This is a genomic window from Bacillus sp. NMTD17 (genome assembly GCF_002998735.1).
In the GTDB taxonomy this organism is placed as follows: Bacteria; Bacillota; Bacilli; order Bacillales; family Bacillaceae; genus Bacillus.
Window position 1 is genome coordinate 24,604 of sequence record NZ_PVRH01000008.1, and the last position, 24,885, is coordinate 49,488.

At 42.2% G+C, this 24,885-nt stretch carries 37 protein-coding genes and 1 pseudogene; all 38 read left to right on the plus strand.

Annotated elements, in window-relative coordinates; genetic code table 11:
* The 38 genes and pseudogenes from rpoC (at position 1) to rplQ (ending at position 24,789) form a co-directional block, all read left to right on the plus strand.
* On the plus strand, positions 1-3,600 hold the full coding sequence (gene rpoC, locus C6347_RS18320) for a DNA-directed RNA polymerase subunit beta' (RefSeq protein ID WP_034665614.1): 3,600 nt from the start codon (positions 1-3) through the stop codon (positions 3,598-3,600).
* A gap of 145 nt (positions 3,601-3,745) precedes the next feature.
* Entirely contained in the window at positions 3,746-3,994 is a 249-nt protein-coding gene (locus tag C6347_RS18325) for a 50S ribosomal protein L7ae-like protein (protein WP_034665612.1), read from the plus strand.
* 112 nt (positions 3,995-4,106) lie between these two features.
* Positions 4,107-4,526, plus strand: a complete 420-nt coding sequence (gene rpsL, locus C6347_RS18330; protein WP_003216962.1) for a 30S ribosomal protein S12 — start codon at positions 4,107-4,109, stop codon at positions 4,524-4,526.
* Positions 4,527-4,646: 120 nt separating this feature from the next.
* Entirely contained in the window at positions 4,647-5,117 is a 471-nt protein-coding gene (rpsG, locus tag C6347_RS18335; RefSeq protein ID WP_003216884.1) for a 30S ribosomal protein S7, read from the plus strand.
* A gap of 53 nt (positions 5,118-5,170) precedes the next feature.
* The gene (gene fusA / locus C6347_RS18340) at positions 5,171-7,249 is read left to right on the plus strand and encodes an elongation factor G (RefSeq protein WP_034665610.1); all 2,079 of its coding nucleotides are present in this window, start codon (positions 5,171-5,173) and stop codon (positions 7,247-7,249) included.
* A gap of 118 nt (positions 7,250-7,367) precedes the next feature.
* Positions 7,368-8,558: an elongation factor Tu gene (gene tuf / locus C6347_RS18345; RefSeq protein ID WP_034283892.1), complete on the plus strand. Its 1,191-nt coding sequence runs from the start codon at positions 7,368-7,370 to the stop codon at positions 8,556-8,558.
* Positions 8,559-8,668: 110 nt separating this feature from the next.
* Positions 8,669-9,628, plus strand: a complete 960-nt coding sequence (locus C6347_RS18350; RefSeq protein ID WP_106039695.1) for an alpha/beta fold hydrolase — start codon at positions 8,669-8,671, stop codon at positions 9,626-9,628.
* Between the two features lie 218 nt (positions 9,629-9,846).
* Positions 9,847-10,155 carry a 30S ribosomal protein S10 gene (gene rpsJ, locus C6347_RS18355; RefSeq protein WP_003156464.1) on the plus strand — a complete coding sequence of 103 codons (309 nt, stop codon included), beginning with the start codon at positions 9,847-9,849 and terminating at the stop codon, positions 10,153-10,155.
* 37 nt (positions 10,156-10,192) lie between these two features.
* Complete coding sequence (gene rplC / locus C6347_RS18360; RefSeq protein ID WP_012008703.1) at positions 10,193-10,822, plus strand: 50S ribosomal protein L3; 630 nt, start codon at positions 10,193-10,195, stop codon at positions 10,820-10,822.
* A 27-nt stretch (positions 10,823-10,849) separates the two neighbouring features.
* Positions 10,850-11,473, plus strand: a complete 624-nt coding sequence (gene rplD, locus C6347_RS18365) for a 50S ribosomal protein L4 (RefSeq protein WP_007496312.1) — start codon at positions 10,850-10,852, stop codon at positions 11,471-11,473.
* Entirely contained in the window at positions 11,473-11,760 is a 288-nt protein-coding gene (rplW, locus tag C6347_RS18370; protein WP_003217016.1) for a 50S ribosomal protein L23, read from the plus strand. Before rplD ends, rplW begins: the two co-directional genes overlap by 1 nt.
* Positions 11,761-11,788: 28 nt before the next feature.
* Positions 11,789-12,622, plus strand: a complete 834-nt coding sequence (gene rplB / locus C6347_RS18375) for a 50S ribosomal protein L2 (RefSeq protein WP_007496314.1) — start codon at positions 11,789-11,791, stop codon at positions 12,620-12,622.
* Between the two features lie 57 nt (positions 12,623-12,679).
* The gene (rpsS, locus tag C6347_RS18380) at positions 12,680-12,958 is read left to right on the plus strand and encodes a 30S ribosomal protein S19 (protein ID WP_003216920.1); all 279 of its coding nucleotides are present in this window, start codon (positions 12,680-12,682) and stop codon (positions 12,956-12,958) included.
* A 17-nt stretch (positions 12,959-12,975) separates the two neighbouring features.
* Positions 12,976-13,317 carry a 50S ribosomal protein L22 gene (gene rplV / locus C6347_RS18385; RefSeq protein WP_007496316.1) on the plus strand — a complete coding sequence of 114 codons (342 nt, stop codon included), beginning with the start codon at positions 12,976-12,978 and terminating at the stop codon, positions 13,315-13,317.
* Between the two features lie 3 nt (positions 13,318-13,320).
* Complete coding sequence (rpsC, locus tag C6347_RS18390) at positions 13,321-13,977, plus strand: 30S ribosomal protein S3 (protein WP_003217241.1); 657 nt, start codon at positions 13,321-13,323, stop codon at positions 13,975-13,977.
* Between the two features lies 1 nt (position 13,978).
* On the plus strand, positions 13,979-14,413 hold the full coding sequence (gene rplP, locus C6347_RS18395) for a 50S ribosomal protein L16 (protein ID WP_003156478.1): 435 nt from the start codon (positions 13,979-13,981) through the stop codon (positions 14,411-14,413).
* Positions 14,403-14,603, plus strand: coding sequence for a 50S ribosomal protein L29 (gene rpmC / locus C6347_RS18400; RefSeq protein ID WP_003217155.1), 201 nt, complete (start codon positions 14,403-14,405; stop codon positions 14,601-14,603). The genes rplP and rpmC overlap by 11 nt, the downstream gene beginning before the upstream one ends.
* Positions 14,604-14,628: 25 nt before the next feature.
* Positions 14,629-14,892 (plus strand): 30S ribosomal protein S17, encoded by a 264-nt coding sequence (rpsQ, locus tag C6347_RS18405; RefSeq protein ID WP_003216906.1) that lies wholly within the window; start codon positions 14,629-14,631, stop codon positions 14,890-14,892.
* A gap of 39 nt (positions 14,893-14,931) precedes the next feature.
* Positions 14,932-15,300 carry a 50S ribosomal protein L14 gene (gene rplN, locus C6347_RS18410; RefSeq protein WP_003216882.1) on the plus strand — a complete coding sequence of 123 codons (369 nt, stop codon included), beginning with the start codon at positions 14,932-14,934 and terminating at the stop codon, positions 15,298-15,300.
* 35 nt (positions 15,301-15,335) lie between these two features.
* Positions 15,336-15,647, plus strand: a complete 312-nt coding sequence (gene rplX, locus C6347_RS18415; protein ID WP_003217151.1) for a 50S ribosomal protein L24 — start codon at positions 15,336-15,338, stop codon at positions 15,645-15,647.
* Positions 15,648-15,672: 25 nt separating this feature from the next.
* Positions 15,673-16,212, plus strand: coding sequence for a 50S ribosomal protein L5 (gene rplE / locus C6347_RS18420; protein WP_003217159.1), 540 nt, complete (start codon positions 15,673-15,675; stop codon positions 16,210-16,212).
* A gap of 22 nt (positions 16,213-16,234) precedes the next feature.
* The gene (rpsN, locus tag C6347_RS18425) at positions 16,235-16,420 is read left to right on the plus strand and encodes a 30S ribosomal protein S14 (protein WP_008356542.1); all 186 of its coding nucleotides are present in this window, start codon (positions 16,235-16,237) and stop codon (positions 16,418-16,420) included.
* Positions 16,421-16,451: 31 nt separating this feature from the next.
* Positions 16,452-16,850, plus strand: a complete 399-nt coding sequence (gene rpsH / locus C6347_RS18430) for a 30S ribosomal protein S8 (protein WP_003217040.1) — start codon at positions 16,452-16,454, stop codon at positions 16,848-16,850.
* A 31-nt stretch (positions 16,851-16,881) separates the two neighbouring features.
* A complete protein-coding gene (rplF, locus tag C6347_RS18435; protein WP_003217186.1) occupies positions 16,882-17,418 on the plus strand; it encodes a 50S ribosomal protein L6 in 537 nt (178 codons plus the stop codon).
* A gap of 32 nt (positions 17,419-17,450) precedes the next feature.
* On the plus strand, positions 17,451-17,813 hold the full coding sequence (gene rplR / locus C6347_RS18440; protein WP_003216951.1) for a 50S ribosomal protein L18: 363 nt from the start codon (positions 17,451-17,453) through the stop codon (positions 17,811-17,813).
* Positions 17,814-17,837: 24 nt separating this feature from the next.
* Positions 17,838-18,338 (plus strand): 30S ribosomal protein S5, encoded by a 501-nt coding sequence (gene rpsE / locus C6347_RS18445; RefSeq protein ID WP_003217179.1) that lies wholly within the window; start codon positions 17,838-17,840, stop codon positions 18,336-18,338.
* Positions 18,339-18,351: 13 nt separating this feature from the next.
* A complete protein-coding gene (gene rpmD, locus C6347_RS18450) occupies positions 18,352-18,534 on the plus strand; it encodes a 50S ribosomal protein L30 (protein ID WP_003217067.1) in 183 nt (60 codons plus the stop codon).
* A 30-nt stretch (positions 18,535-18,564) separates the two neighbouring features.
* On the plus strand, positions 18,565-19,005 hold the full coding sequence (gene rplO, locus C6347_RS18455) for a 50S ribosomal protein L15 (RefSeq protein WP_003216888.1): 441 nt from the start codon (positions 18,565-18,567) through the stop codon (positions 19,003-19,005).
* Between the two features lies 1 nt (position 19,006).
* Positions 19,007-20,299 carry a preprotein translocase subunit SecY gene (gene secY, locus C6347_RS18460; RefSeq protein WP_012008710.1) on the plus strand — a complete coding sequence of 431 codons (1,293 nt, stop codon included), beginning with the start codon at positions 19,007-19,009 and terminating at the stop codon, positions 20,297-20,299.
* Between the two features lie 55 nt (positions 20,300-20,354).
* A complete protein-coding gene (locus tag C6347_RS18465) occupies positions 20,355-21,008 on the plus strand; it encodes an adenylate kinase (protein WP_012008711.1) in 654 nt (217 codons plus the stop codon).
* Positions 21,005-21,751 (plus strand): type I methionyl aminopeptidase, encoded by a 747-nt coding sequence (map, locus tag C6347_RS18470; RefSeq protein ID WP_106071952.1) that lies wholly within the window; start codon positions 21,005-21,007, stop codon positions 21,749-21,751. The genes C6347_RS18465 and map overlap by 4 nt, the downstream gene beginning before the upstream one ends.
* A 27-nt stretch (positions 21,752-21,778) precedes the next feature.
* Positions 21,779-22,086 (plus strand): annotated as a pseudogene (locus C6347_RS19535) (KOW domain-containing RNA-binding protein).
* Entirely contained in the window at positions 22,064-22,282 is a 219-nt protein-coding gene (gene infA / locus C6347_RS18480) for a translation initiation factor IF-1 (RefSeq protein WP_003217190.1), read from the plus strand. Before C6347_RS19535 ends, infA begins: the two are co-directional and overlap by 23 nt.
* Before the next feature lie 31 nt (positions 22,283-22,313).
* A complete protein-coding gene (gene rpmJ / locus C6347_RS18485) occupies positions 22,314-22,427 on the plus strand; it encodes a 50S ribosomal protein L36 (RefSeq protein WP_003156543.1) in 114 nt (37 codons plus the stop codon).
* Between the two features lie 21 nt (positions 22,428-22,448).
* Positions 22,449-22,814, plus strand: coding sequence for a 30S ribosomal protein S13 (gene rpsM / locus C6347_RS18490; RefSeq protein ID WP_003217023.1), 366 nt, complete (start codon positions 22,449-22,451; stop codon positions 22,812-22,814).
* A gap of 20 nt (positions 22,815-22,834) precedes the next feature.
* Positions 22,835-23,230 (plus strand): 30S ribosomal protein S11, encoded by a 396-nt coding sequence (gene rpsK, locus C6347_RS18495; protein ID WP_003217231.1) that lies wholly within the window; start codon positions 22,835-22,837, stop codon positions 23,228-23,230.
* 175 nt (positions 23,231-23,405) lie between these two features.
* Positions 23,406-24,350 (plus strand): DNA-directed RNA polymerase subunit alpha, encoded by a 945-nt coding sequence (locus C6347_RS18500; RefSeq protein WP_003217009.1) that lies wholly within the window; start codon positions 23,406-23,408, stop codon positions 24,348-24,350.
* Positions 24,351-24,426: 76 nt separating this feature from the next.
* Positions 24,427-24,789 carry a 50S ribosomal protein L17 gene (gene rplQ / locus C6347_RS18505; RefSeq protein ID WP_003216944.1) on the plus strand — a complete coding sequence of 121 codons (363 nt, stop codon included), beginning with the start codon at positions 24,427-24,429 and terminating at the stop codon, positions 24,787-24,789.
* Positions 24,790-24,885: the final 96 nt, after the last annotated feature.

Here is a 24,885-nt window from a genome sequence, read left to right on the forward strand (position 1 = left end):
TTGCTAGATGTGAACAATTTTGAGTATATGAACATCGGTCTCGCATCACCTGATAAAATCCGTTCTTGGTCTTTTGGTGAAGTGAAAAAGCCTGAAACGATTAACTATCGTACACTGAAACCTGAAAAAGATGGTCTCTTTTGTGAACGTATCTTCGGACCGCAAAAAGACTGGGAATGTCATTGTGGAAAGTATAAACGCGTTCGTTATAAGGGTGTTGTATGTGACCGTTGTGGTGTAGAAGTAACACGGGCAAAAGTCCGTCGTGAGAGAATGGGGCATATCGAACTGGCTGCCCCAGTTTCCCACATTTGGTATTTCAAAGGTATCCCAAGCCGTATGGGTCTTGTTCTTGATATGTCACCACGTGCGTTAGAAGAAGTGATTTACTTCGCTTCTTACGTTGTGACAGATCCGGGCAACACACCGCTTGAGAAGAAACAACTTCTTTCTGAGAAGGAATTCCGTGCGTATTTAGATAAATACGGTAATACGTTCCAAGCAGCTATGGGTGCAGAAGCAATCAATAAACTTCTTCAAGATATCGATCTTGTAAAAGAAGTAGATACACTGAAAGAAGAGCTGAAAACTGCTCAAGGACAGCGTCGTACACGTGCGATTAAACGCCTTGAAGTGCTAGAAGCATTCCGTAACTCAGGAAACAAACCATCATGGATGATTCTTGATGTACTTCCGGTTATTCCGCCAGAATTACGTCCAATGGTTCAGCTTGATGGTGGACGTTTTGCTACTTCTGACTTAAACGACCTTTATCGTCGTGTCATCAACCGTAACAATCGTCTGAAACGTTTATTAGATCTTGGCGCGCCAAGCATCATCGTTCAGAACGAGAAGCGTATGCTTCAAGAAGCTGTCGATGCGTTGATTGATAATGGACGTAGAGGCCGACCGGTAACAGGACCAGGAAATAGACCATTGAAATCTCTTTCTCATATGCTGAAAGGGAAACAAGGACGTTTCCGTCAAAACTTGCTTGGTAAACGTGTTGACTATTCTGGACGTTCCGTTATCGTCGTAGGACCACATTTGAAAATGTATCAGTGTGGACTTCCAAAAGAAATGGCTCTTGAATTATTCAAACCATTCGTGATGAAGGAGCTTGTTGAAAAAGGTTTAGCTCACAACATCAAGAGTGCGAAGCGTAAAATTGAGCGCGTGCAGCCGGAAGTATGGGATGTTTTAGAATCAGTTATTCGTGAGCACCCAGTCTTACTAAACCGTGCACCGACTCTTCACAGACTTGGTATTCAAGCGTTTGAACCTACACTTGTGGAAGGACGCGCAATTCGTCTGCATCCACTTGTATGTACAGCCTACAACGCTGACTTTGACGGTGACCAAATGGCGGTTCACGTACCATTATCTGCTGAGGCTCAAGCTGAAGCTCGTATCTTAATGCTTGCTGCTCAAAACATTTTGAACCCGAAAGATGGAAAACCTGTTGTTACGCCATCTCAGGATATGGTGCTTGGTAACTACTACCTTACACTTGAGCGTAAAGGTGCTATCGGAGAAGGTATGGTCTTCAAAGATACTGACGAAGCCCTTCTAGCTTATCAAAATGGGTATGTGCATCTTCATACACGTGTAGCTGTTGCAGCTAGCTCGTTGAAGAATGTGACATTCACTGATGAACAGCGTTCTAAATTGTTGATTACAACAGTCGGAAAACTGATCTTTAACGAAATCTTACCGGAATCATTCCCTTACATGAATGAGCCGACAAAGAGCAATATTGAAGAAAAAACGCCTGACCGCTTCTTCCTTGAAAAAGGTGAGGATGTCAAAGCTGCGATCGAGAAACAAGAAATCAATGCGCCGTTCAAAAAAGGTATTTTAGGTAAAATCATTGCGGAAATCTTTAAGAGATTCCATATCACTGAGACATCTAAAATGCTTGATCGCATGAAAAATCTTGGTTTCAAATACTCTACTAAAGCGGGTATTACGGTTGGTGTGTCTGACATCGTCGTATTAGATGATAAGCAGAAGATCCTCGAAGAAGCACAAGCAAAAGTAGATAACGTCTTGAAGCAATTCAGACGTGGTTTGATTACTGAAGAAGAGCGTTACGAGAGAGTCATTTCGATCTGGAGTTCTTCTAAAGATGTCATCCAAGGTAAACTGATGAAGTCCCTTGATGAAGTCAACCCAATCTACATGATGAGTGACTCTGGAGCGCGTGGTAACGCATCTAACTTCACTCAGCTGGCTGGGATGCGTGGTCTGATGGCCAACCCGGCTGGACGTATCATTGAACTTCCGATTAAATCTAGTTTCCGTGAAGGTTTAACCGTATTGGAATACTTTATTTCCACTCACGGAGCGCGTAAAGGTCTTGCCGATACAGCCCTTAAAACAGCTGACTCAGGTTACCTCACGCGTCGTCTCGTCGATGTTGCACAGGATGTTATCATCCGTGAAACAGATTGCGGTACAGACCGTGGTATCTTGGCGAAGTCCATTAGAGAAGGAAATGAAATTATTGAGAAGCTTGAAGAACGTCTGATCGGACGTTTTGCAAGAAAACCAATTGTTCATCCTGAAACGGGCGAAGTCATTGTGGACGAAAACGAACTAATTGATGAAGATAAAGCACTTGAAGTAGTTGAAGCAGGAATTGAGGAAGTATGGATCCGTTCTGCATTTACATGTAACACGCCTCATGGTGTATGTAAACGATGCTACGGCCGTAACCTTGCAACTGGTACTGACGTTGAAGTCGGTGAAGCAGTTGGAATCATCGCTGCTCAATCAATCGGTGAGCCAGGAACACAGCTTACAATGCGTACGTTCCACACCGGTGGGGTAGCAGGAGACGATATCACACAAGGTTTACCTCGTATCCAAGAGCTATTTGAAGCGCGTAATCCGAAAGGGCAAGCGACCATTTCTGAAATTGATGGTGTCGTTGCTGAAATTAACGATGTTCGTGACAAGCAGCAGGAAATTGTGGTTCAAGGCGACGTTGAAACTCGTTCTTACACAGCTCCTTACAATGCGCGTCTGAAAGTTGTTGAAGGTGACAAAGTCACTCGTGGTCAAGTACTGACAGAAGGTTCGATCGATCCGAAAGAACTTCTTAAAGTGACTGACATGACAGCTGTTCAAGAATATCTGCTTCATGAAGTACAAAAAGTATACCGTATGCAAGGGGTAGAAATCGGAGATAAGCACGTTGAGGTAATGGTTCGCCAAATGCTTCGTAAAGTGCGTGTCGCTGATGCAGGGGATACAGATGTATTACCAGGCACACTTCTTGATGTACATCAATTCACTGAAGCGAACAAAAAAGTACTATTCGAAGGCAAACGTCCTGCAACAGGCCGTCCAGTTCTTCTTGGTATTACAAAAGCATCGCTTGAAACAGACTCATTCTTGTCTGCGGCATCCTTCCAAGAAACGACTCGTGTCCTAACAGATGCGGCGATCAAAGGAAAACGTGATGAACTGCTTGGCTTGAAAGAGAATGTTATCATCGGTAAACTTGTTCCAGCTGGAACAGGAATGCCAAACTACCGTAAAGTTAAGCCGGTTTCACAAGTGCAGCCGTCTGACGATATGGTTCCTGTAGAGTAATCTTTCTCGTGAGATTCCTATAAAATCATCAAAAAATGGTGAAGGATGTCAAGATAATCTGTCATATGATATTGACATCCTTCTGCCATGATGATAATATAACCAAGGTGCTCAAAATAAAACCTGTTACTTTGGAGGATATTCGATGTCTTATGATAAAGTATCACAGGCTCAATCCATTATTATTGGTACGAAGCAAACAGTAAAAGCTCTGAAACGAGATTCAGTAAAGGAAATCGTCGTAGCGAAAGATGCTGATCCTGCTTTAACAGCTAGTGTAATAAAACTAGCGCAAGAGAAGGGTGTAGACATTTTAGTGGTAGATTCCATGAAAAAGCTCGGCAAAGCCTGCGGAATTGAAGTTGGGGCAGCAGCTGTTGCCATTATGTTATAGCGTACTTGTTTTGTTTTTGCATGTGTAAATGCAAAAGCATTGTTTTTTGCCTTTTGATGAACCACCTGGGTATGTGGGTTATAAAAAAAGCAACGAAGGGAGGAATAACAACATGCCTACAATTAATCAGCTAATACGCAAAGGACGCGTGAGTAAAGTTGAAAACTCAAAGTCTCCTGCACTTAACAAAGGATACAACAGTTTCAAAAAAGAGCACACTAACGTAACATCTCCACAGAAGCGCGGGGTTTGTACTCGTGTCGGTACAATGACACCGAAAAAACCAAACTCAGCACTACGTAAATATGCTCGTGTACGTTTGTCTAACCTGATTGAGGTAACAGCTTACATTCCTGGTATCGGACATAATCTACAAGAGCACAGTGTAGTACTTATCCGTGGCGGACGTGTAAAAGACTTACCGGGTGTACGTTACCACATCGTTCGTGGTGCGCTTGATACTGCCGGAGTTGACGGTCGTATGCAAGGACGTTCTAAATACGGAACAAAACGCCCTAAACAAAGCAAATAATACAAACAAACATAAGGGTTTTTAGAAGTTGATATCAGATCAGTGGAGTCAGGCAACTGACAATGATATTGAGATGAGAGACAGATAGAAATCCTTTTAAATGAGAAGGGAGGCTATCAGATGCCACGTAAAGGTCCTGTAGCAAAAAGAGACGTATTGCCAGATCCAATTTACAATTCTAAACTTGTATCTCGTTTGATCAACAAAATGATGATCGACGGTAAAAGAGGAAAGTCACAAACAATTCTCTACAAGTCATTTGATATCATCAAAGAACGTACTGGTAATGAAGCGATGGAGGTTTTCGAACAAGCCTTGAAAAACATCATGCCAGTTCTTGAAGTTAAAGCACGTCGTGTAGGTGGAGCCAACTACCAAGTTCCTGTAGAAGTTCGCCCAGACCGTCGTACTACTTTAGGTCTTCGCTGGTTAGTAAACTACGCTCGTCTTCGTGGAGAAAAAACGATGGAAGAGCGTCTTGCTAACGAAATCCTTGACGCAGCTAACAACACTGGTGCTGCTGTTAAGAAACGTGAAGATACACACAAAATGGCAGAAGCGAACAAAGCATTCGCTCACTACCGCTGGTAGGATTTATACCAAACTAAAAAACTATTCCCTAATAAGGAAGGAGAAATTACCCAATGGCAAGAGAGTTCTCCTTAGACAAAACTCGTAATATTGGTATCATGGCTCACATCGATGCCGGTAAAACGACAACGACTGAGCGTATCTTATACTACACTGGTCGTATCCATAAAATTGGCGAAACTCACGAAGGAGCTTCCCAAATGGACTGGATGGAGCAGGAGCAAGAACGTGGTATTACAATCACTTCTGCTGCTACTACAGCACAATGGAAAGGTTACCGTGTAAACATCATCGATACACCAGGACACGTAGACTTCACAGTTGAAGTTGAACGTTCTTTACGTGTACTTGATGGTGCGGTTACTGTTCTAGATGCACAATCAGGTGTAGAGCCACAAACTGAAACGGTTTGGCGCCAAGCAACAACTTACGGAGTACCTCGTATCGTATTCATTAACAAAATGGATAAAACAGGTGCGGACTTCCTTTACTCTGTAGGCACATTAAGAGATCGTCTTCAAGCGAACGCTCATGCAATTCAATTGCCGATCGGCGCTGAAGATCAATTCGAAGGAATCATCGACCTTGTAGAAAACGTAGCATACTTCTACGAAGATGACCTTGGAACTCGCTCTGATGCACAAGAAATCCCTGCTGAGTATAAAGACAAAGCTGAAGAGCTTCGCAACAGCCTAATTGAAGCTGTCGCTGAGCTTGACGAAGAGCTTATGGAAAAATACCTTGAGGGTGAAGAAATTACAATTCCTGAATTGAAAGCTGCAATCCGTAAAGGAACGTTGAATGTTGAATTCTATCCAGTTCTTGTTGGATCTGCTTTCAAAAACAAAGGTGTTCAGCTTGTACTTGACGCTGTGCTTGATTACCTTCCTGCACCAACTGATGTTGCTGCAATCAAAGGTACCTTGCCAGATTCAAATGAAGAGGTTGTGCGTGAGTCTACTGATGACGCACCATTCGCAGCCCTTGCTTTTAAAGTAATGACTGACCCTTATGTTGGGAAACTAACTTTCTTCCGTGTATACTCTGGAACACTTGATTCTGGTTCTTACGTGAAGAACTCTTCTAAGAACAAGCGTGAACGTGTTGGACGTATCCTTCAAATGCACGCAAACAGCCGTGAAGAAATCTCTACTGTATATGCAGGGGATATCGCAGCAGCTGTAGGTCTTAAAGATACATCAACTGGTGACACTCTTTGTGACGAGAAAAGTCTTGTTATCCTTGAGTCTATGGAATTCCCAGAGCCAGTTATCGATGTAGCAATCGAGCCTAAGTCTAAGGCTGACCAAGATAAAATGGGTATCGCTTTAGCTAAACTAGCTGAAGAGGATCCAACATTCCGTACACAAACAAACACTGAAACTGGTCAAACGATCATCTCTGGTATGGGTGAGCTTCACCTTGATATCATTGTTGACCGTATGAAGCGTGAGTTCAAGGTTGAAGCTAACGTAGGAGCTCCTCAAGTTGCGTACCGTGAAACATTCCGTTCTGGTGCAAAAGTTGAAGGTAAATTCGTACGTCAGTCTGGTGGACGTGGTCAGTTCGGACACGTTTGGATCGAATTCGAACCAAACGAAGAAGGCGCAGGCTTCGAATTCCAAAATGCAATCGTCGGTGGGGTTGTTCCTCGTGAATACATTCCAGCTATTCAAGCAGGTCTTGAAGATTCACTTGAAAATGGTGTATTAGCTGGATTCCCATTAATCGACATCAAAGCAAAATTATTTGATGGATCTTACCACGATGTTGACTCTAACGAAATGGCGTTTAAAATTGCTGCATCTATGGCATTGAAAAATGCTGTCAGCAAATGTAACCCAGTTCTACTTGAGCCAATGATGAAAGTGGAAGTCGTTATCCCTGAAGAATACATGGGAGACATCATGGGTGATATCACATCTCGTCGTGGACGTGTAGAAGGTATGGAAGCTCGCGGTAACGCTCAAGTTGTTCGCGCAATGGTTCCACTTTCTGAAATGTTCGGATATGCAACTGCACTCCGTTCTAATACACAAGGACGCGGTACTTTCACTATGCACATGGATCACTACGAAGAAGTGCCTAAGAGCATCAGTGAAGAAATCATCAAAAAAAATAAAGGTGAATAATTGATTTTGCCTTTAAACTAAAGTATAACTACTATTGAAGATCAGAAAGTGAGAGGTAACTCTTCACTTTCTATCACTCTATACCAAATACAATGAACCTTTAAGGAGGATTTTTAGAATGGCTAAAGAAAAATTCGACCGTTCCAAATCGCATGCTAACATTGGTACAATTGGACACGTTGACCATGGTAAAACAACTCTAACTGCTGCTATCTCAACAGTTCTTCATAAGAAATCTGGTAAAGGTACGGCTATGGCTTATGACCAAATCGATGGTGCTCCAGAAGAGCGCGAGCGTGGAATCACAATCTCAACAGCACACGTTGAGTATGAAACTGAAACTCGTCACTATGCACACGTAGACTGCCCAGGACACGCTGACTATGTTAAAAACATGATCACTGGTGCTGCTCAAATGGACGGCGCGATCTTAGTAGTATCTGCTGCTGATGGTCCAATGCCACAAACACGTGAGCACATCCTACTTTCTCGTAACGTAGGTGTACCATACATCGTAGTATTCCTTAACAAATGTGACATGGTTGACGATGAAGAGTTACTTGAACTTGTTGAAATGGAAGTTCGTGACCTTCTTTCTGACTATGACTTCCCTGGTGACGATGTACCTGTTATCAAAGGTTCTGCTCTTAAAGCTCTTGAAGGTGATGCTGATTACGAAGCAAAAATCTTCGAACTTATGGATGCGGTTGATGAGTACATCCCAACTCCAGAGCGTGACACTGAGAAGCCATTCATGATGCCAGTTGAGGACGTATTCTCAATCACTGGTCGTGGAACAGTTGCTACTGGTCGTGTTGAGCGTGGACAAGTTAAAGTCGGTGACGAAGTTGAAATCATCGGTCTTCAAGAAGAAAACGGTAAAACAACTGTTACAGGTGTTGAAATGTTCCGTAAGCTTCTTGACTATGCTGAAGCTGGTGACAACATCGGTGCACTACTTCGTGGTGTATCTCGTGAAGATATCCAACGTGGTCAAGTACTTGCTAAACCAGGTACAATCACTCCACATAGCCGTTTCAAAGCTGAAGTTTATGTACTTTCTAAAGAAGAGGGTGGACGTCATACTCCATTCTTCGCTAACTACCGTCCGCAGTTCTACTTCCGTACAACTGACGTAACTGGTATCGTACATCTTCCAGAAGGTACTGAAATGGTAATGCCTGGCGATAACACTGAGATGGAAGTTGAACTTATCTCTACTATCGCTATCGAAGAAGGAACTCGTTTCTCTATCCGTGAGGGTGGACGTACTGTAGGTTCTGGCGTCGTTTCAACTATCATTAAGTAATAAAACATATAAAAGAGACTCCTTGCAAAAGGGTCTCTTTTTTTGCTTTTCCAGATCAGAACGGCTACTATAAGCTATAGAATCTAATTGGAACCGAGAGGATCACTGGAATGGCGAAGATATATTTGAAGAAATGGTTAATCGGCGGGGTTGACCAATGGATTATGATCAAAGAAGATCACACAAATGAAGCGAAACCTGTTCTTTTATTTTTACACGGTGGGCCCGGCTCCGCTCAAATCAGCTATATCGACTCGTTTCATGAGGAACTTAATCAAGATTTTACAGTAGTTCATTGGGATCAGCGAGGCGCGGGACTTTCCTATCAAAAGAATCTCCCCGATACTTCCATGACCATTCAGCAATTTATTGAAGATACGATTGAACTGACAGAGAAAGTCCTTTCATATCTAGGTCAATCAAAATTGTACATCGCAGGATATTCATGGGGATCACTAATCGCCATACAAGCAGTACATAAGCGTCCAGATCTATATCATGCTTATTATGGAATTAGTCAGGTAGTAGATGTATTAAAAGAAGATATTATGTCGTACGAGCTCCTTTTGGAGAAATACCATCGGAATCGGTTGTTTACTTGGTGCCTGCGATTACTGACGCCTCCTCCGTGGAAACGAATATCAGCTCATGCTCTGTTCTCTCTATATAAAGAGCTCGGCAGCGTAGGTCTCACACATAGGTGGAGGCCGCTTATTCAAATGCTGCGCGGATTTCTTTTTAGTAAGGAATATCAGCTGAAAGATAAGTGGAAGTTCCTTAAAGGACAGAAGTTTAGTCAGGACATGCTATGGGATGAATTGATGAATGAGAGCATTGAATACCGAGTTTCTACTATATTAATACCTTGCTACTTTATCATTGGCGCATATGACATGATTACACCAGCTGCTGTATCAAAACCATATGTTGACCAATTAACAGCACCAATCAAAGAATGGTTCACCTTTAAAGAATCTGCACATTCCCCGCATCTAGAAGAACCAGAAGAATTTATCCGTACCATAAAAAAGACTGCTGTACATCATCTTCAGGGAAAGCTTGATTTATAGGCTGAACCCCTGTATAATATGAAAAGTGTGCAAATCATAAATTTATCCGATTTATTATTGCAACACGCAGGCCAATTTGGTACAATAGTGCATGTTGGTCTTTGACTGCGATGAAGTGAGAGGTTGCTGACACACCCGGCCGCTTTGCCATGGCAAGGTGATCAGGTTTTTCTCACGGAGAACTGTCTAACGTAAGTAGGCGAAAAGGAGGGAAAATAATGGCAAAACAAAAAATTCGTATTCGTTTAAAAGCATATGATCATAGAATTCTTGATCAATCTGCTGAGAAGATTGTTGAAACGGCTAAGCGTTCTGGTGCTAGTGTATCTGGTCCAATCCCGCTTCCAACTGAAAAATCAGTTTACACAATCCTTCGTGCGGTGCATAAGTACAAAGATTCTCGTGAGCAATTTGAGATGCGTACTCACAAACGTCTAATCGACATCGTGAATCCAACTCCACAAACAGTTGATGCACTTATGCGTTTAGATTTACCATCTGGTGTAGATATCGAAATCAAACTTTAATTCAAATAGAAAACACATATTATAGGAGGTGTGACTAATGACCAAAGGAATCTTAGGTAGAAAAATTGGTATGACGCAAGTATTCGCAGAAAACGGTGATCTTATCCCTGTAACTGTTGTTGAGGCTGCTGCTAACGTTGTTCTTCAAAAGAAGACTACTGACACGGATGGCTATGAAGCAATCCAAATCGGTTTTGACGACAAACGTGAAAAGCTTTCTAACAAACCAGAGAAGGGCCACGTTGCTAAAGCGGAAACTGCTCCTAAGCGCTTCGTAAAAGAATTACGCGGTGCGGAGTTAGATGCGTATGAAGTTGGTCAGGAAGTCAAAGTTGATATTTTCGCAAATGGAGATATCGTAGATGTAACAGGAACATCAAAAGGTAAAGGATTCCAAGGGGCTATCAAGCGCCACGGACAATCACGCGGACCAATGACTCACGGTTCACGTTACCACCGTCGTCCTGGTTCAATGGGACCTGTTGATCCAAACCGAGTGTTCAAAGGTAAACTTCTTCCAGGTCGTATGGGCGGAGAGCAAATCACTGTCCAAAACCTTGAGATCGTTAAAGTTGATGCAGAACGCAATCTACTATTGATCAAAGGAAATGTACCAGGAGCTAAAAAATCTCTAGTAACTGTAAAGAGTGCAGTTAAATCTAAATAACTCTCTTAGGAAAGGAGGAAACAAGTCATGCCAAAAGTAGCATTATTTAACCAAAACGGTTCTACTAACGGTGAAATCGAATTAAACGCTTCTGTGTTTGGAATCGAGCCAAACGAAAGCGTAGTATTCGATGCTATTCTTATGCAAAGAGCTTCCTTACGTCAAGGAACTCATAAAGTAAAAACTCGTTCTGAAGTACGTGGCGGAGGTCGTAAGCCTTGGAGACAGAAGGGTACAGGTCGTGCTCGTCAAGGTTCTATTCGTTCACCACAATGGCGCGGAGGCGGTATCGTATTCGGTCCAACACCACGCAGTTATTCATATAAATTACCTAAAAAAGTTCGCCGCTTGGCTATCAAGTCAGTATTGTCTTCTAAAGTAATCGACAACAACATCATCGTTCTTGAAGATTTGACTCTTGATGCAGTGAAAACGAAAGAATTCGCAGGCATCCTTAAAGGATTATCTGTTGAGAAGAAAGCGTTGATCGTCACTGCGGATGCAAACGAAACAGTTGCTTTATCTGCTCGTAACATCCCTGGAGTAACAGTTGTTGAAGCTAACGGTATCAACGTTCTTGACGTTGTCAACCACGACAAACTTCTGATCACTAAAGCAGCGGTTGAAAAAGTAGAGGAGGGACTTGCATAATGAAAGATCCTCGTGATGTTCTAAAGCGCCCTATCATTACTGAACGTTCTGCTGATCTAATGACAGAGAAGAAGTACACGTTCGAAGTTGATGTCAGAGCTAACAAAACAGAAGTGAAAGACGCTGTTGAAGAAATCTTTGGAGTGAAAGTTGAGAAAGTCAACGTTCAAAACTACAAAGGGAAATCTAAACGCGTTGGACGCTACACTGGTATGACTAGCCGTCGCAGAAAAGCGATCGTGAAATTAACTGCTGACAGCAAAGAAATCGAAATTTTTGAAGCGTAAATCTTAAAAAGAAGGAGGGAAATTCAAAATGGCGATTAAAAAGTATAAACCAACCAGTAATGGTCGTCGTGGCATGACTACTTCAGATTTTGCTGAAATCACGACTGACAAACCAGAAAAATCGTTGCTTGCACCGCTTCACAGAAAAGGCGGACGTAACAACCAAGGTAGATTGACTGTTCGTCATCAAGGTGGCGGTCATAAACGTCAATACCGTATCATCGACTTTAAGCGTGATAAAGACGGTATACCTGGACGCGTTGCTACAATCGAGTATGATCCAAACCGTTCAGCGAACATCGCTCTTGTAAACTATGCAGATGGTGAGAAACGTTACATTCTTGCTCCGAAAGGAATCCAAGTTGGTACTGAAGTTACTTCTGGACCAGAAGCTGACATCAAACCAGGTAATGCTCTTCCACTTATCAACATCCCAGTTGGTACAGTTGTGCATAACATTGAATTAAAACCAGGTAAAGGTGGACAATTAGTTCGTTCTGCTGGTACTTCTGCTCAAGTTCTTGGTAAAGAAGGTAAATACGTTCTTGTACGTTTGAACTCAGGAGAAGTTCGCATGATTCTTTCTGCTTGCCGTGCGACTATCGGTCAAGTTGGAAACGAGCAACACGAATTAATTAACATCGGTAAAGCTGGACGTTCTCGCTGGAAAGGCGTACGCCCAACAGTTCGTGGTTCTGTAATGAACCCTAACGATCACCCACACGGTGGTGGTGAAGGACGCGCTCCAATCGGACGTAAATCACCAATGTCTCCATGGGGTAAACCGACTCTTGGATTCAAGACTCGTAAGAAAACCAACAAGTCTGATAAATTCATTGTACGTCGTCGTAAAAACAAGTAACGGGGTTGTCTACGGTTCATTTAGGACCGTAGTTCAATCACGAAGGGAGGTTCCACAATGGCTCGCAGCTTAAAAAAAGGACCATTTGTTGATGATCATTTGATGGCTAAAGTCGAGAAATTGAATGAAACTGACAAAAAGCAAGTCGTAAAAACTTGGTCTCGTCGTTCTACAATTTTCCCACAATTCATCGGTCACACAATCGCTGTCTATGACGGACGCAAACATGTACCTGTTTTCATTTCTGAAGATATGGTAGGTCACAAATTGGGCGAATTCGCACCAAGCCGTACTTACAAAGGTCATGCTAGTGACGATAAAAAAACAAGACGCTAATGAGAGGAGGCTTTTAAATGCAAGCTAAAGCTGTCGCAAGAACAGTCCGTATTGCTCCTCGTAAAGCACGTCTAGTAATGGACCTGATCCGAGGTAAGCAAGTAGGAGAAGCAGTTTCTATCTTAAACCTTACACCTAAGGCTGCTTCACCAATTATTGAAAAAGTATTAAAATCTGCTATCGCAAACGCTGAGCACAACTACGAGTTGGACGCTAACAGCCTAGTGATTACTCAAGCATTCGTTGACGAAGGTCCAACACTTAAGAGATTCCGTCCACGTGCTATGGGTCGTGCGAGCGCAATTAACAAACGTACTAGCCACATTACAATCGTTGTATCAGAAAAGAAGGAGGGATAATCCGTGGGTCAAAAGGTAAATCCAGTAGGTCTTCGTATTGGCGTCATTCGTGATTGGGAATCTAAATGGTTCGCAGGAAAAGATTACGCTGACTTCTTACATGAAGACTTGAAAATCCGTGAATTCATCAGCAAGCGTTTGTCTGACGCGTCTGTTTCTAAAGTAGAAATCGAACGTGCTGCAAACCGCGTAAATATCACAATCCACACGGCTAAACCAGGTATGGTAATTGGTAAAGGCGGATCTGAAGTTGAAGCACTTCGTAAAGCTCTTAACAGCCTAACTGGCAAACGTGTACACATCAACATTCTTGAAATCAAGAGAGCAGATCTTGATGCTCAGCTAGTTGCTGAAAACATCGCTCGTCAACTTGAAAATCGTATTTCATTCCGTCGTGCACAAAAACAAACAATCCAACGCACAATGCGTGCTGGAGCACAAGGAATCAAAACAATGGTTTCTGGTCGTCTTGGCGGTGCAGATATTGCTCGTTCTGAATATTACAGTGAAGGTACTGTTCCGTTGCACACACTTCGTGCTGACATCGACTATGCTACTGCTGAAGCTGACACTACTTATGGTAAGCTTGGCGTAAAAGTATGGATCTATCGTGGAGAAGTCCTTCCAACTAAGAAGAATACTGCGGAAGGAGGAAAATAATATGTTATTGCCAAAACGCGTGAAGTATCGCAGAGAACATCGTGGGAAAATGCGTGGTCGTGCAAAAGGTGGCACTGAAGTACATTTCGGTGAGTACGGTATCCAAGCTCTTGAAGCTTCTTGGATCACGAACCGTCAAATCGAAGCTGCTCGTATTGCTATGACTCGTTACATGAAACGTGGCGGTAAAGTTTGGATTAAAATTTTCCCTTCTAAGCCATACACAGCTAAACCTCTAGAAGTCCGCATGGGTTCCGGTAAAGGTGCTCCAGAAGGATGGGTAGCTGTAGTAAAACCGGGCAAAGTTTTATTTGAAATTTCTGGTGTGTCTGAAGAAGTTGCTCGTGAAGCTCTTCGTCTTGCATCTCACAAATTGCCAATTAAAACGAAGTTCGTAAAACGTGAAGAAATTGGTGGTGAATCAAATGAAAGCTAATGAAATTCGTGACCTTACCACTGCTGAAATTGAACAAAAAGTAAAGTCTCTTAAAGAAGAACTTTTCAATCTTCGTTTCCAATTAGCGACTGGGCAGCTTGAAAACACTGCTCGCATTCGTGAAGTGCGTAAATCAATCGCACGCATGAAAACTGTGATTCGTCAAAGAGAAATCGCTGCTAATAAATAATAATTAGAGGGGAGGCCCCGCAAACATGAGCGAACGTAACCAACGTAAAGTGTATCAAGGTCGTGTTGTTTCTGACAAAATGGATAAAACCATCACTGTTGTAGTTGAAACATACAAAAAGCATTCACTTTATGGCAAACGTGTAAGATACTCTAAGAAGTTCAAAGCACATGATGAAAACAACCAAGCAAAAATCGGAGACATCGTAAAGGTCATGGAAACTCGTCCTTTATCTGCGACTAAACGCTTTCGTCTAGTTGAAGTTGTCGAAGAAGCCGTTATTATCTAATAAAGTTCGGATTTCTTTTTCCGAAAGGAGGTAACATTAATGATTCAACAGGAGACTCGTTTAAAAGTAGCTGACAACTCTGGCGCACGCGAAGTACTAACGATTAAAGTTCTTGGTGGCTCTGGACGTAAGACGGCTAACATCGGTGATGTCATTGTTTGTACGGTTAAACAAGCAACACCAGGAGGCGTTGTCAAAAAAGGTGAAGTTGTGAAAGCAGTTATCGTTCGTACAAAGAGCGGAGCTCGCAGAAACGATGGATCTTACATCAGTTTCGATGAAAATGCATGTGTCATTATCCGTGACGACAAGAGCCCGCGTGGAACTCGTATCTTCGGACCAGTAGCACGTGAACTTCGTGAAAACAACTATATGAAAATTGTTTCTCTAGCACCAGAAGTACTTTAATGAATACAATCCGCGACTCAAGGAGGTGCGATTAAATGCATGTTAAAAAGGGCGATAAAGTAGTGGTTATCTCTGGTAAAGATAAAGGTAAACAAGGAGTCATCCTTGCTGCTTTCCCTAAGAATGACCGTGTTTTAGTAGAAGGTATTAACCTTGTGAAAAAACACTCTAAACCAACCCAAGCTAACCCTCAGGGCGGAATTTCTGAACAAGAAGCGCCGATCCACGTATCAAACGTAATGCCGCTTGATCCTAAAACGGGTGAAGTGACACGTGTTGGGTATAAAGTTGAGGACGGAAAGAAAGTCCGTGTAGCGAAAAAATCTGGGCAAGTTCTAGATAAATAGTAAATAAGGAAGGGAGGTCTTTCTCATGAACCGCCTTAAAGAAAAGTATGTAAAAGAAATTACACCTGCATTAGTTTCTAAGTTTGAATACAAATCAGTAATGCAAGTGCCAAAAATCGAAAAAATCGTGATCAACATGGGTGTTGGTGACGCTGTTCAAAACGCTAAAGCAATCGATACTGCTGTTGAAGAATTAACGTTTATCGCTGGTCAAAAACCTGTCGTTACTCGTGCGAAGAAGTCTATTGCTGGATTCCGTCTACGTGAAGGAATGCCAATCGGTGCGAAAGTAACACTTCGCGGAGAGCGCATGTACGATTTCCTTGATAAACTTATTTCTGTATCTTTACCACGTGTACGTGACTTCCGCGGGATTTCTAAGAAATCTTTCGACGGTCGTGGAAACTACACGCTTGGTATTAAAGAACAGTTAATCTTCCCAGAAATTGATTACGATAAAGTAACAAAAGTCCGCGGTATGGATATCGTTATCGTTACGACTGCCAATACGGACGAAGAAGCACGTGAGTTATTAACTCAAGTAGGTATGCCGTTCCAGAAATAATCAATGAAAGGGAGGCGAAATCGTGGCTAAAAAGTCTATGATTGCGAAACAACAACGCAAACAAAAGTTTAAAGTTCAAGAGTATACGCGCTGCGAACGTTGTGGACGTCCACATTCAGTAATTCGCAAGTTTAAACTTTGCCGTATTTGTTTCCGCGAACTTGCATATAAAGGACAAATTCCTGGCGTTAAAAAAGCCAGCTGGTAATCCCCATAAATGGGAAGGAGGTTATTAAATAATGGTTATGACAGATCCGATTGCAGATTTGCTGACTCGTATTCGCAATGCGAACATGGTACGTCATGAGAAGCTAGAAGTACCGGCTTCAAAAATCAAAAGAGAAATTGCTGAAATCTTAAAGCGTGAAGGTTTTATCCGTGACGTTGAATATGTTGAAGACAGCAAACAAGGAATTATCCGTATGTTCCTTAAATATGGCCAAAACAACGAGCGTGTTATCACTGGTCTAAAAAGAATCAGTAAACCTGGTTTACGTGTATATGCGAAATCAAATGAAGTACCACGTGTACTTAACGGACTTGGAATCGCAATTATTTCTACATCACAAGGTGTTTTATCGGACAAAGAAGCCCGTGCTAAACAAGCTGGTGGAGAAGTACTTGCTTACGTATGGTAAAAAAAGTTTAAGATGAATGGAGGTGCTTGGTATGTCTCGTATAGGTAAAAAACTAATCGAGATCCCTTCAGGAGTTACTGTGACAAACAACGATAACACAGTGACAGTAAAGGGACCAAAAGGTGAACTAACTCGTACATTTCACCCTGATATGGAAATTAAAATTGAGGACAGCGTCTTAACTGTAAGCCGTCCGTCTGATCATAAAGAACACCGTGCTTTACATGGTACAACACGTAGCTTAATTGCAAACATGGTTGAAGGTGTATCTAAAGGTTTCGAAAGAGGTTTAGAACTTATCGGTGTCGGTTACCGTGCAGCTAAATCTGGAAACAAACTTGTTCTTAACGTTGGATACTCTCATCCAGTTGAAATCGTTCCGGAGGCTGGAGTTGAAGTCGAAGTTCCATCTCAAACGAAAGTAGTCATTAAAGGTATTGATAAAGAGCGTGTGGGAGCTCTAGCTTCTAACATCCGCGCTGTCCGTTCTCCAGAGCCTTACAAAGGTAAAGGAATTCGTTACGAAGGTGAATTCGTTCGCCGTAAAGAAGGAAAAACTGGTAAGTAAGATCGCTTAATGTGAAGAAAGGAGTGACTCGGATGATTACGAAAACTAGCAAAAACGCTACTCGTCTTAAAAGACACGCTCGTGTTCGTGCGAAACTTTCAGGTACTGCTGAAAGACCTCGCCTTAACGTTTTCCGTTCTAACAAGAACATCTACGCTCAAGTAATTGATGATGTTAACGGTGTAACACTTGTAAGTGCTTCTACTCTTGATAAAGAGTTAAAGATCGAGAATAGTTCTGACGCTGCAGCTGCTACTAAAGTTGGCGAACTTGTTGCAAAACGTGCTGTTGAAAAAGGAATCTCTAACGTGGTATTTGACCGCGGAGGATACTTATATCATGGACGTGTAAAAGCTCTAGCTGAAGCTGCTCGTGAGGCTGGACTTAAATTTTAATAAAAGAAGGAGGGACACATCCGAATGAGTCGTATTGACCAAAGCAAATTAGAGTTAGAAGAACGCTTAGTTACGGTTAACCGCGTAGCGAAAGTTGTTAAAGGTGGACGTCGTTTCCGTTTTGCAGCTTTAGTTGTTGTCGGTGACAAAAACGGTCATGTAGGTTTCGGTACTGGTAAAGCACAAGAAGTACCAGAAGCGATCCGCAAAGCTGTTGAAGATGCGAAAAAGAATTTAATTGAAGTACCAATGGTTGGAACTACAATTCCACATGAAATCATCGGTCGATTCGGTGCAGGAAACGTTCTATTGAAGCCTGCTTCAGAAGGTACAGGAGTTATCGCTGGAGGCCCAGTGCGTGCGGTTCTTGAGCTTGCTGGTCTAGCTGATATCCTTTCTAAATCTCTAGGTTCTAATACACCGATCAACATGATCCGCGCAACACTTCAGGGTTTAAGTGAACTTAAACGTGCTGAAGACGTTGCGAAGCTTCGTGGAAAATCTGTAGAAGACCTGTTAGGATAAGGAGGGAACATTAATGGCAAATAAATTAGAAATTACCCTCAAACGCAGTGTAATCGGTCGCCCAGAAGATCAGCGTGTCACTGTTCGTACTCTTGGTCTTAAGAAAACAAACCAAACAGTCGTACATGAAGACAATGCAGCGATCCGCGGCATGATTAACAAGGTGTCTCATTTAGTTTCTGTTAAAGAACAATAAAACATTTTTAATCGATAAGGAGGTGCCCAAATGAAACTTCATGAATTGAAGCCTTCAGAAGGTTCACGTAAAGTACGCAACCGTGTTGGTCGTGGTATTGGATCAGGTAACGGTAAAACTTCTGGTAAAGGTCATAAAGGTCAAAACGCTCGTTCTGGCGGCGGTGTACGCCCTGGTTTCGAAGGTGGTCAAATGCCTTTATTCCAACGTCTTCCAAAACGTGGTTTTACAAACATCAACCGTAAAGATTACGCGGTTATCAACTTAGACAGATTAAACAGTTTTGACGAAGGAACGGAAGTAACTCCTGAACTTCTTCTAGAGACTGGTGCAATAAGCAAGTTAAAAGCAGGAGTAAAAATTCTTGGCAACGGTAAATTAGAAAAAAAATTAACTGTAAAAGCCAATAAATTCTCTGCTTCTGCTAAAGAAGCGATTGAAGCTGCTGGCGGTACAGCCGAGGTGATCTAACTTGTTTAAGACAATCTCCAATTTTATGCGCGTGAAAGATATACGGAATAAGATTATATTCACTCTTTTAATGTTAATCGTCTTTCGTATAGGTGCTTTCATCCCTGTGCCTAATGTGAACGCCGAAGTTCTCCAGGCACAGGATCAAATGAGTGTTTTCGGGATCCTCAACACGTTTGGGGGCGGGGCACTTTTCCAATTCTCCATTCTTGCAATGGGGATTATGCCGTATATCACTGCTTCGATCATCATTCAGCTCTTGCAGATGGATGTTGTTCCGAAGTTCACTGAGTGGTCAAAGCAAGGAGAGGTTGGCCGCCGAAAATTAGCACAATTCACAAGGTATTTTACAATTGTTCTAGGTTTTATCCAGGCGTTAGGAATGTCATATGGATTCAACAATATGGCAGGAGGCATGCTGATTGAAAACCCAGGTGTTTCAACGTACCTCTTAATTGCGGTCGTACTCACTGCGGGAACAGCATTTTTAATGTGGCTAGGAGAGCAGATTACTGCTCACGGTGTTGGTAACGGTATTTCGATTATTATCTTTGCCGGTATCATCGCAGGTATCCCTCAAACATTAAAACAAGTGTACGCTCAGCAATTTGTGGGTGGAGATGGACAGCTGTTCATGCAAATCCTGAAAATAGCCCTTATTGTTATTGCTATCCTTGTCATTGTTATCGGTGTTATTTACATTCAAATGGCAGTGAGAAAGATTGCGATTCAATATTCAAAAGGAACTGGCCGTGCACAAATGTCTGCTAGTCAAGCAACGCACCTTCCATTGAAAGTGAATCCAGCAGGGGTGATTCCAGTCATCTTTGCCGTTTCTTTCATTATTACTCCGCAGACGGTTGCATCGTTCTTCGGAACCAATAATGTGACAACTTGGATAACCAACAACTTTGACTATACTAAGCCAATCGGTATGACGATTTATGTAGCACTGATTGTTGCTTTCACATATTTTTATGCCTTTGTCCAAGTGAATCCTGAACAAATGGCTGAAAATCTGCAAAAGCAGGGTGGCTATATCCCGGGAGTTCGTCCAGGGAAAATGACTCAAGATAGAATTACGAGCATTTTGTACCGACTCACGTTTGTGGGCGCCATTTTCTTAGCCGTGATTTCAATACTTCCTATCTTTTTCATTCAATTCGCTGGATTACCTTCCGCTGCACAAATTGGCGGCACAAGTCTTCTCATTGTTGTAGGTGTTGCACTTGAAACAATGAAACAACTTGAAAGCCAATTAGTGAAACGAAACTACCGTGGATTTATGAAATAAAATAGAGGGCTGGGCTCCTGCCCAACCTCTCTAAGTAAGGAAGGGGAAATCCGAAATGAACTTAGTCTTAATGGGGCTTCCGGGTGCCGGTAAAGGCACTCAGGCAGAACGAATTGTTGATGATTATGGGATACCTCATATATCAACAGGAGATATGTTCCGCGCTGCTATGAAAGAGGAGACACAACTTGGGCTCGAAGCAAAATCCTTTATCGATAAAGGAGAGCTTGTTCCTGATGAGGTCACAATCGGTATTGTTAGAGAAAGACTTGGCAAAAATGATTGTGAACAAGGTTTTCTTCTGGACGGATTTCCGCGAACAGTCGCTCAGGCTGAAGCTTTAGAAGACATTCTAAAGGATCTTGGCAGAACGATTGATTATGTCATTAATATTAAAGTCGATAAAGATGCTTTGATGGAGCGTCTGACTGGCCGAAGAATTTGCAAAAATTGCGGAGCAACATATCATTTAGTATTCAATCCACCTGCGAAAGAAAATGTTTGCGATAAGTGTGGAGGCGAGCTTTATCAACGTGCAGATGATAATGCAGAAACCGTTTCGACTAGACTTGAAGTAAACTTAAAGCAGACTGAACCTTTACTGAACTTCTATTCAGAAAAAGGATATCTTGCAAATATTGATGGTGCAAAACACATTAACGATGTATATGCAGATATCAAGGACCTGCTTGGGGGATTAAATAAATGATTATCTGTAAAACTCCTCGCGAGCTTGAGATTATGAGAGAAGCTGGACGCATTGTCGCACTGACTCATGAAGAGCTGAAGAAACATATAAAACCAGGTATTTCGACAAAAGAATTGGATCAAATTGCCGAACGTTTTATTACAAAGCAGGGTGCAATCCCATCTTTTAAAGGGTATAATGGTTTTCGCGGGAGCATTTGCGTTTCGGTGAATGAAGAACTCGTTCACGGTATTCCTGGTAAACGGGTTTTACGTGATGGTGACATCATTAGTATCGATATTGGCGCAAAGTTAAATGGCTATCATGGTGACTCTGCTTGGACTTATCCAGTTGGGGTAATCAGTGATGAAGACCGCAAACTACTGGAAGTCACAGAGGAATCTCTATATAAAGGCTTACAGGAAGCAAAGCCAGGCGAACGTCTGTCGAACATTTCCCATGCTATACAAACGTATGTAGAAAACGAGAATTTCTCAGTTGTTAGAGAATATGTTGGACATGGGGTCGGACAGGATCTTCATGAGGACCCTCAAATTCCTCATTATGGTCCGCCCAACAAAGGCCCGCGGCTAAAACCTGGAATGGTGTTGGCCATCGAACCGATGGTGAACGCAGGCAGCCGATATGTGAAAACATTGGTTGATAACTGGACGGTTGTAACGGTTGATGGGAAAAAGTGTGCTCACTTTGAGCATACGATTGCGATTACAGATACAGGTTTTGATATACTGACTAAGATTTAGGTCTTCACTGAAGCCTTTCAGGCCCAAATCGGGCAGGTTGTCTGTATAGTCCAAAGGAAAGAACAAGATCAGTATACAGGTGTCATCGGCATGTTCGGTGGCTGCCATCTACTAATCGCAGACGGAGAAAAGCGTAAATTTCATTCTCCTAAGAAAAAATATCAATCATATAACCTTTTATGGTTGCGTATCTCCGGAAGTTCAGAACAGTATATTCAAAACAGGTCGGGTGATGGATGGACAATTGAGATGAACTCATTTGGACATTTGTCAGAGAGCAAGTTACTGATTTGAAGAAGGGAGAACACTTGAATGGCGAAAGACGATGTAATTGAAGTGGAAGGTACTGTAGCAGAAACTTTGCCAAATGCAATGTTCAAAGTTGAACTAGAGAATGGTCATACAGTTTTGGCTCATGTATCAGGAAAAATCCGTATGCACTTCATTCGCATTTTACCTGGAGACAAAGTTACGGTAGAATTATCTCCATATGACTTAACTCGTGGTAGAATTACGTACCGTTACAAATAAAGCAACTCCGGAAGAAGGAGGTTGGAAACACATGAAAGTGAGACCATCTGTTAAACCTATCTGTGAAAAATGTAAAGTTATTCGCAGAAAAGGAAAAGTAATGGTGATCTGTGAAAACCCAAAACATAAACAAAAACAAGGCTAATAACAAGGAGGTGCCCAAATCATGGCTCGTATTGCTGGTGTAGATATTCCACGTGATAAACGTGTTGTCATTTCTTTAACATATGTTTTTGGAATTGGTCGTACGACTGCGCAACAAGTCCTTAAAGAAGCAGGTGTTTCTGAAGACACTCGCGTTCGCGATCTAACTGAAGACGAACTTGGTAAAATCCGTGATATCATTGACAAACTTAAAGTAGAAGGTGACCTTCGTCGTGAAGTTTCACTTAACATTAAGCGTCTAATTGAAATCGGAAGCTACCGCGGAATCCGTCATCGTAGAGGACTTCCTGTTCGTGGACAAAACACAAAAAACAACGCGCGTACTCGTAAAGGTCCGCGTCGTACTGTAGCTAACAAGAAAAAATAAGTAAAGGAGGTAGTTAAAGAATGGCTGCTGCTCGTAAACAAAATACGCGTAAACGTCGCGTGAAAAAGAATATTGAAGCTGGAATCGCTCATATCCGTTCCACTTTCAACAACACGATTGTAACGATTACTGATGTTCATGGAAACGCAATTTCTTGGTCAAGTGCTGGTGCATTAGGATTCAGAGGTTCTCGTAAATCTACTCCTTTCGCTGCACAAATGGCTGCTGAAACTGCTGCTAAAGGTTCTATCGAACATGGTCTTAAAACACTTGAAGTAACTGTTAAAGGTCCTGGTTCTGGTCGTGAAGCTGCAATTCGTGCGCTTCAAGCTGCAGGTCTTGAAGTTACTGCAATCAGAGACGTAACTCCAGTTCCTCATAACGGATGCCGTCCACCAAAACGTCGCCGCGTGTAATTTGTTTGTATAGATTTTGTGTCCCTGTCAATAATGGGTTATGATACAGTTATTTATGAGACGAATACACGACTCGTTGCCTGAGCACATACGGGACTAAACAATGAGGAATTTCGGATGGAATCTCATATGATTCTATTCGAGGTTTCGACGTTTTGAAGGAGGGTTTTATTAGATGATCGAAATTGAAAAACCAAAAATCGAAACGGTTGAAATCAGCGACGATGCCAAGTATGGCAAGTTTGTCGTAGAGCCACTTGAGCGTGGATATGGTACCACTTTAGGGAACTCCCTTCGTCGTATCCTTTTATCCTCACTTCCTGGTGCAGCTGTAACATCGATCCAGATAGATGGTGTCTTACACGAATTCTCAACGATCGAAGGCGTGGTTGAAGATGTTACAACGATTATCTTAAACATTAAAAAGCTTGCACTCAAAATCTACTCTGAAGAAGAGAAGACGCTTGAAATTGATGTACAAGATGAAGGTACTGTAACAGCTGCTGATATTACACACGACAGCGATATTGAAATCTTAAATCCAGATCTTCACATCGCAACTCTTGGCAAGAATGCGAGCTTCCGTGTTCGCTTAACTGCACAAAGAGGTCGCGGGTATAATCCTGCTGATGCAAACAAAAGAGACGATCAGCCAATCGGTGTGATTCCGATCGACTCAATCTATACACCTGTATCTCGTGTGACTTATCAAGTGGAGAACACCCGTGTCGGGCAAATCACAAACTATGATAAATTAACACTAGATGTATGGACTGATGGAAGCACAGGACCGAAAGAAGCGATCGCTCTAGGTTCTAAGATTTTAACTGAACACCTGAATATTTTCGTTGGGTTAACTGACGAAGCTCAGCATGCTGAAATCATGGTTGAGAAAGAAGAAGACCAAAAAGAAAAAGTGCTTGAAATGACAATTGAAGAGCTTGATCTTTCTGTTCGTTCTTACAACTGTTTGAAGCGTGCGGGTATTAACACTGTTCAAGAGCTTGCTAACAAGACAGAAGAGGATATGATGAAAGTTCGTAACCTTGGACGTAAATCTCTTGAAGAAGTGAAAGCGAAACTAGAAGAACTTGGACTGGGTCTTCGTAAAGACGATTGACTAGTTTCATTGTGAACTAGGATTTTCGTGTGTTTTTTATTCATACAGCATTCTCTAACTAAGGAGGGGACATCACATGGCATACAGAAAGCTAGGACGCACTAGTGCACAACGTAAAGCAATGCTTCGTGACCTAACGACTGATTTGATCATCAACGAACGCATCGAAACAACTGAAACACGTGCGAAAGAACTTCGCTCTGTAGTTGAAAAAATGATCACTCTTGGCAAACGCGGAGATCTTCATGCTCGCCGTCAAGCTGCAGCTTACATTCGTAATGAAGTAGCTAACGCTGAAACAAACCAAGATGCACTTCAAAAATTATTCGCTGACGTTGCAACTCGCTACGAAGATCGCCAAGGTGGATACACTCGTATCATGAAGCTTGGACCTCGTCGCGGCGATGGCGCACCAATGGCTGTCATTGAATTAGTTTAATCACATAGCGTGTATCTAAGAAAGGGCGGGACAGTTCATAACTGGATCTATGCCCTTTTTTAGATACTACGGCTTTTTAACAATAAGCAAAGAAGA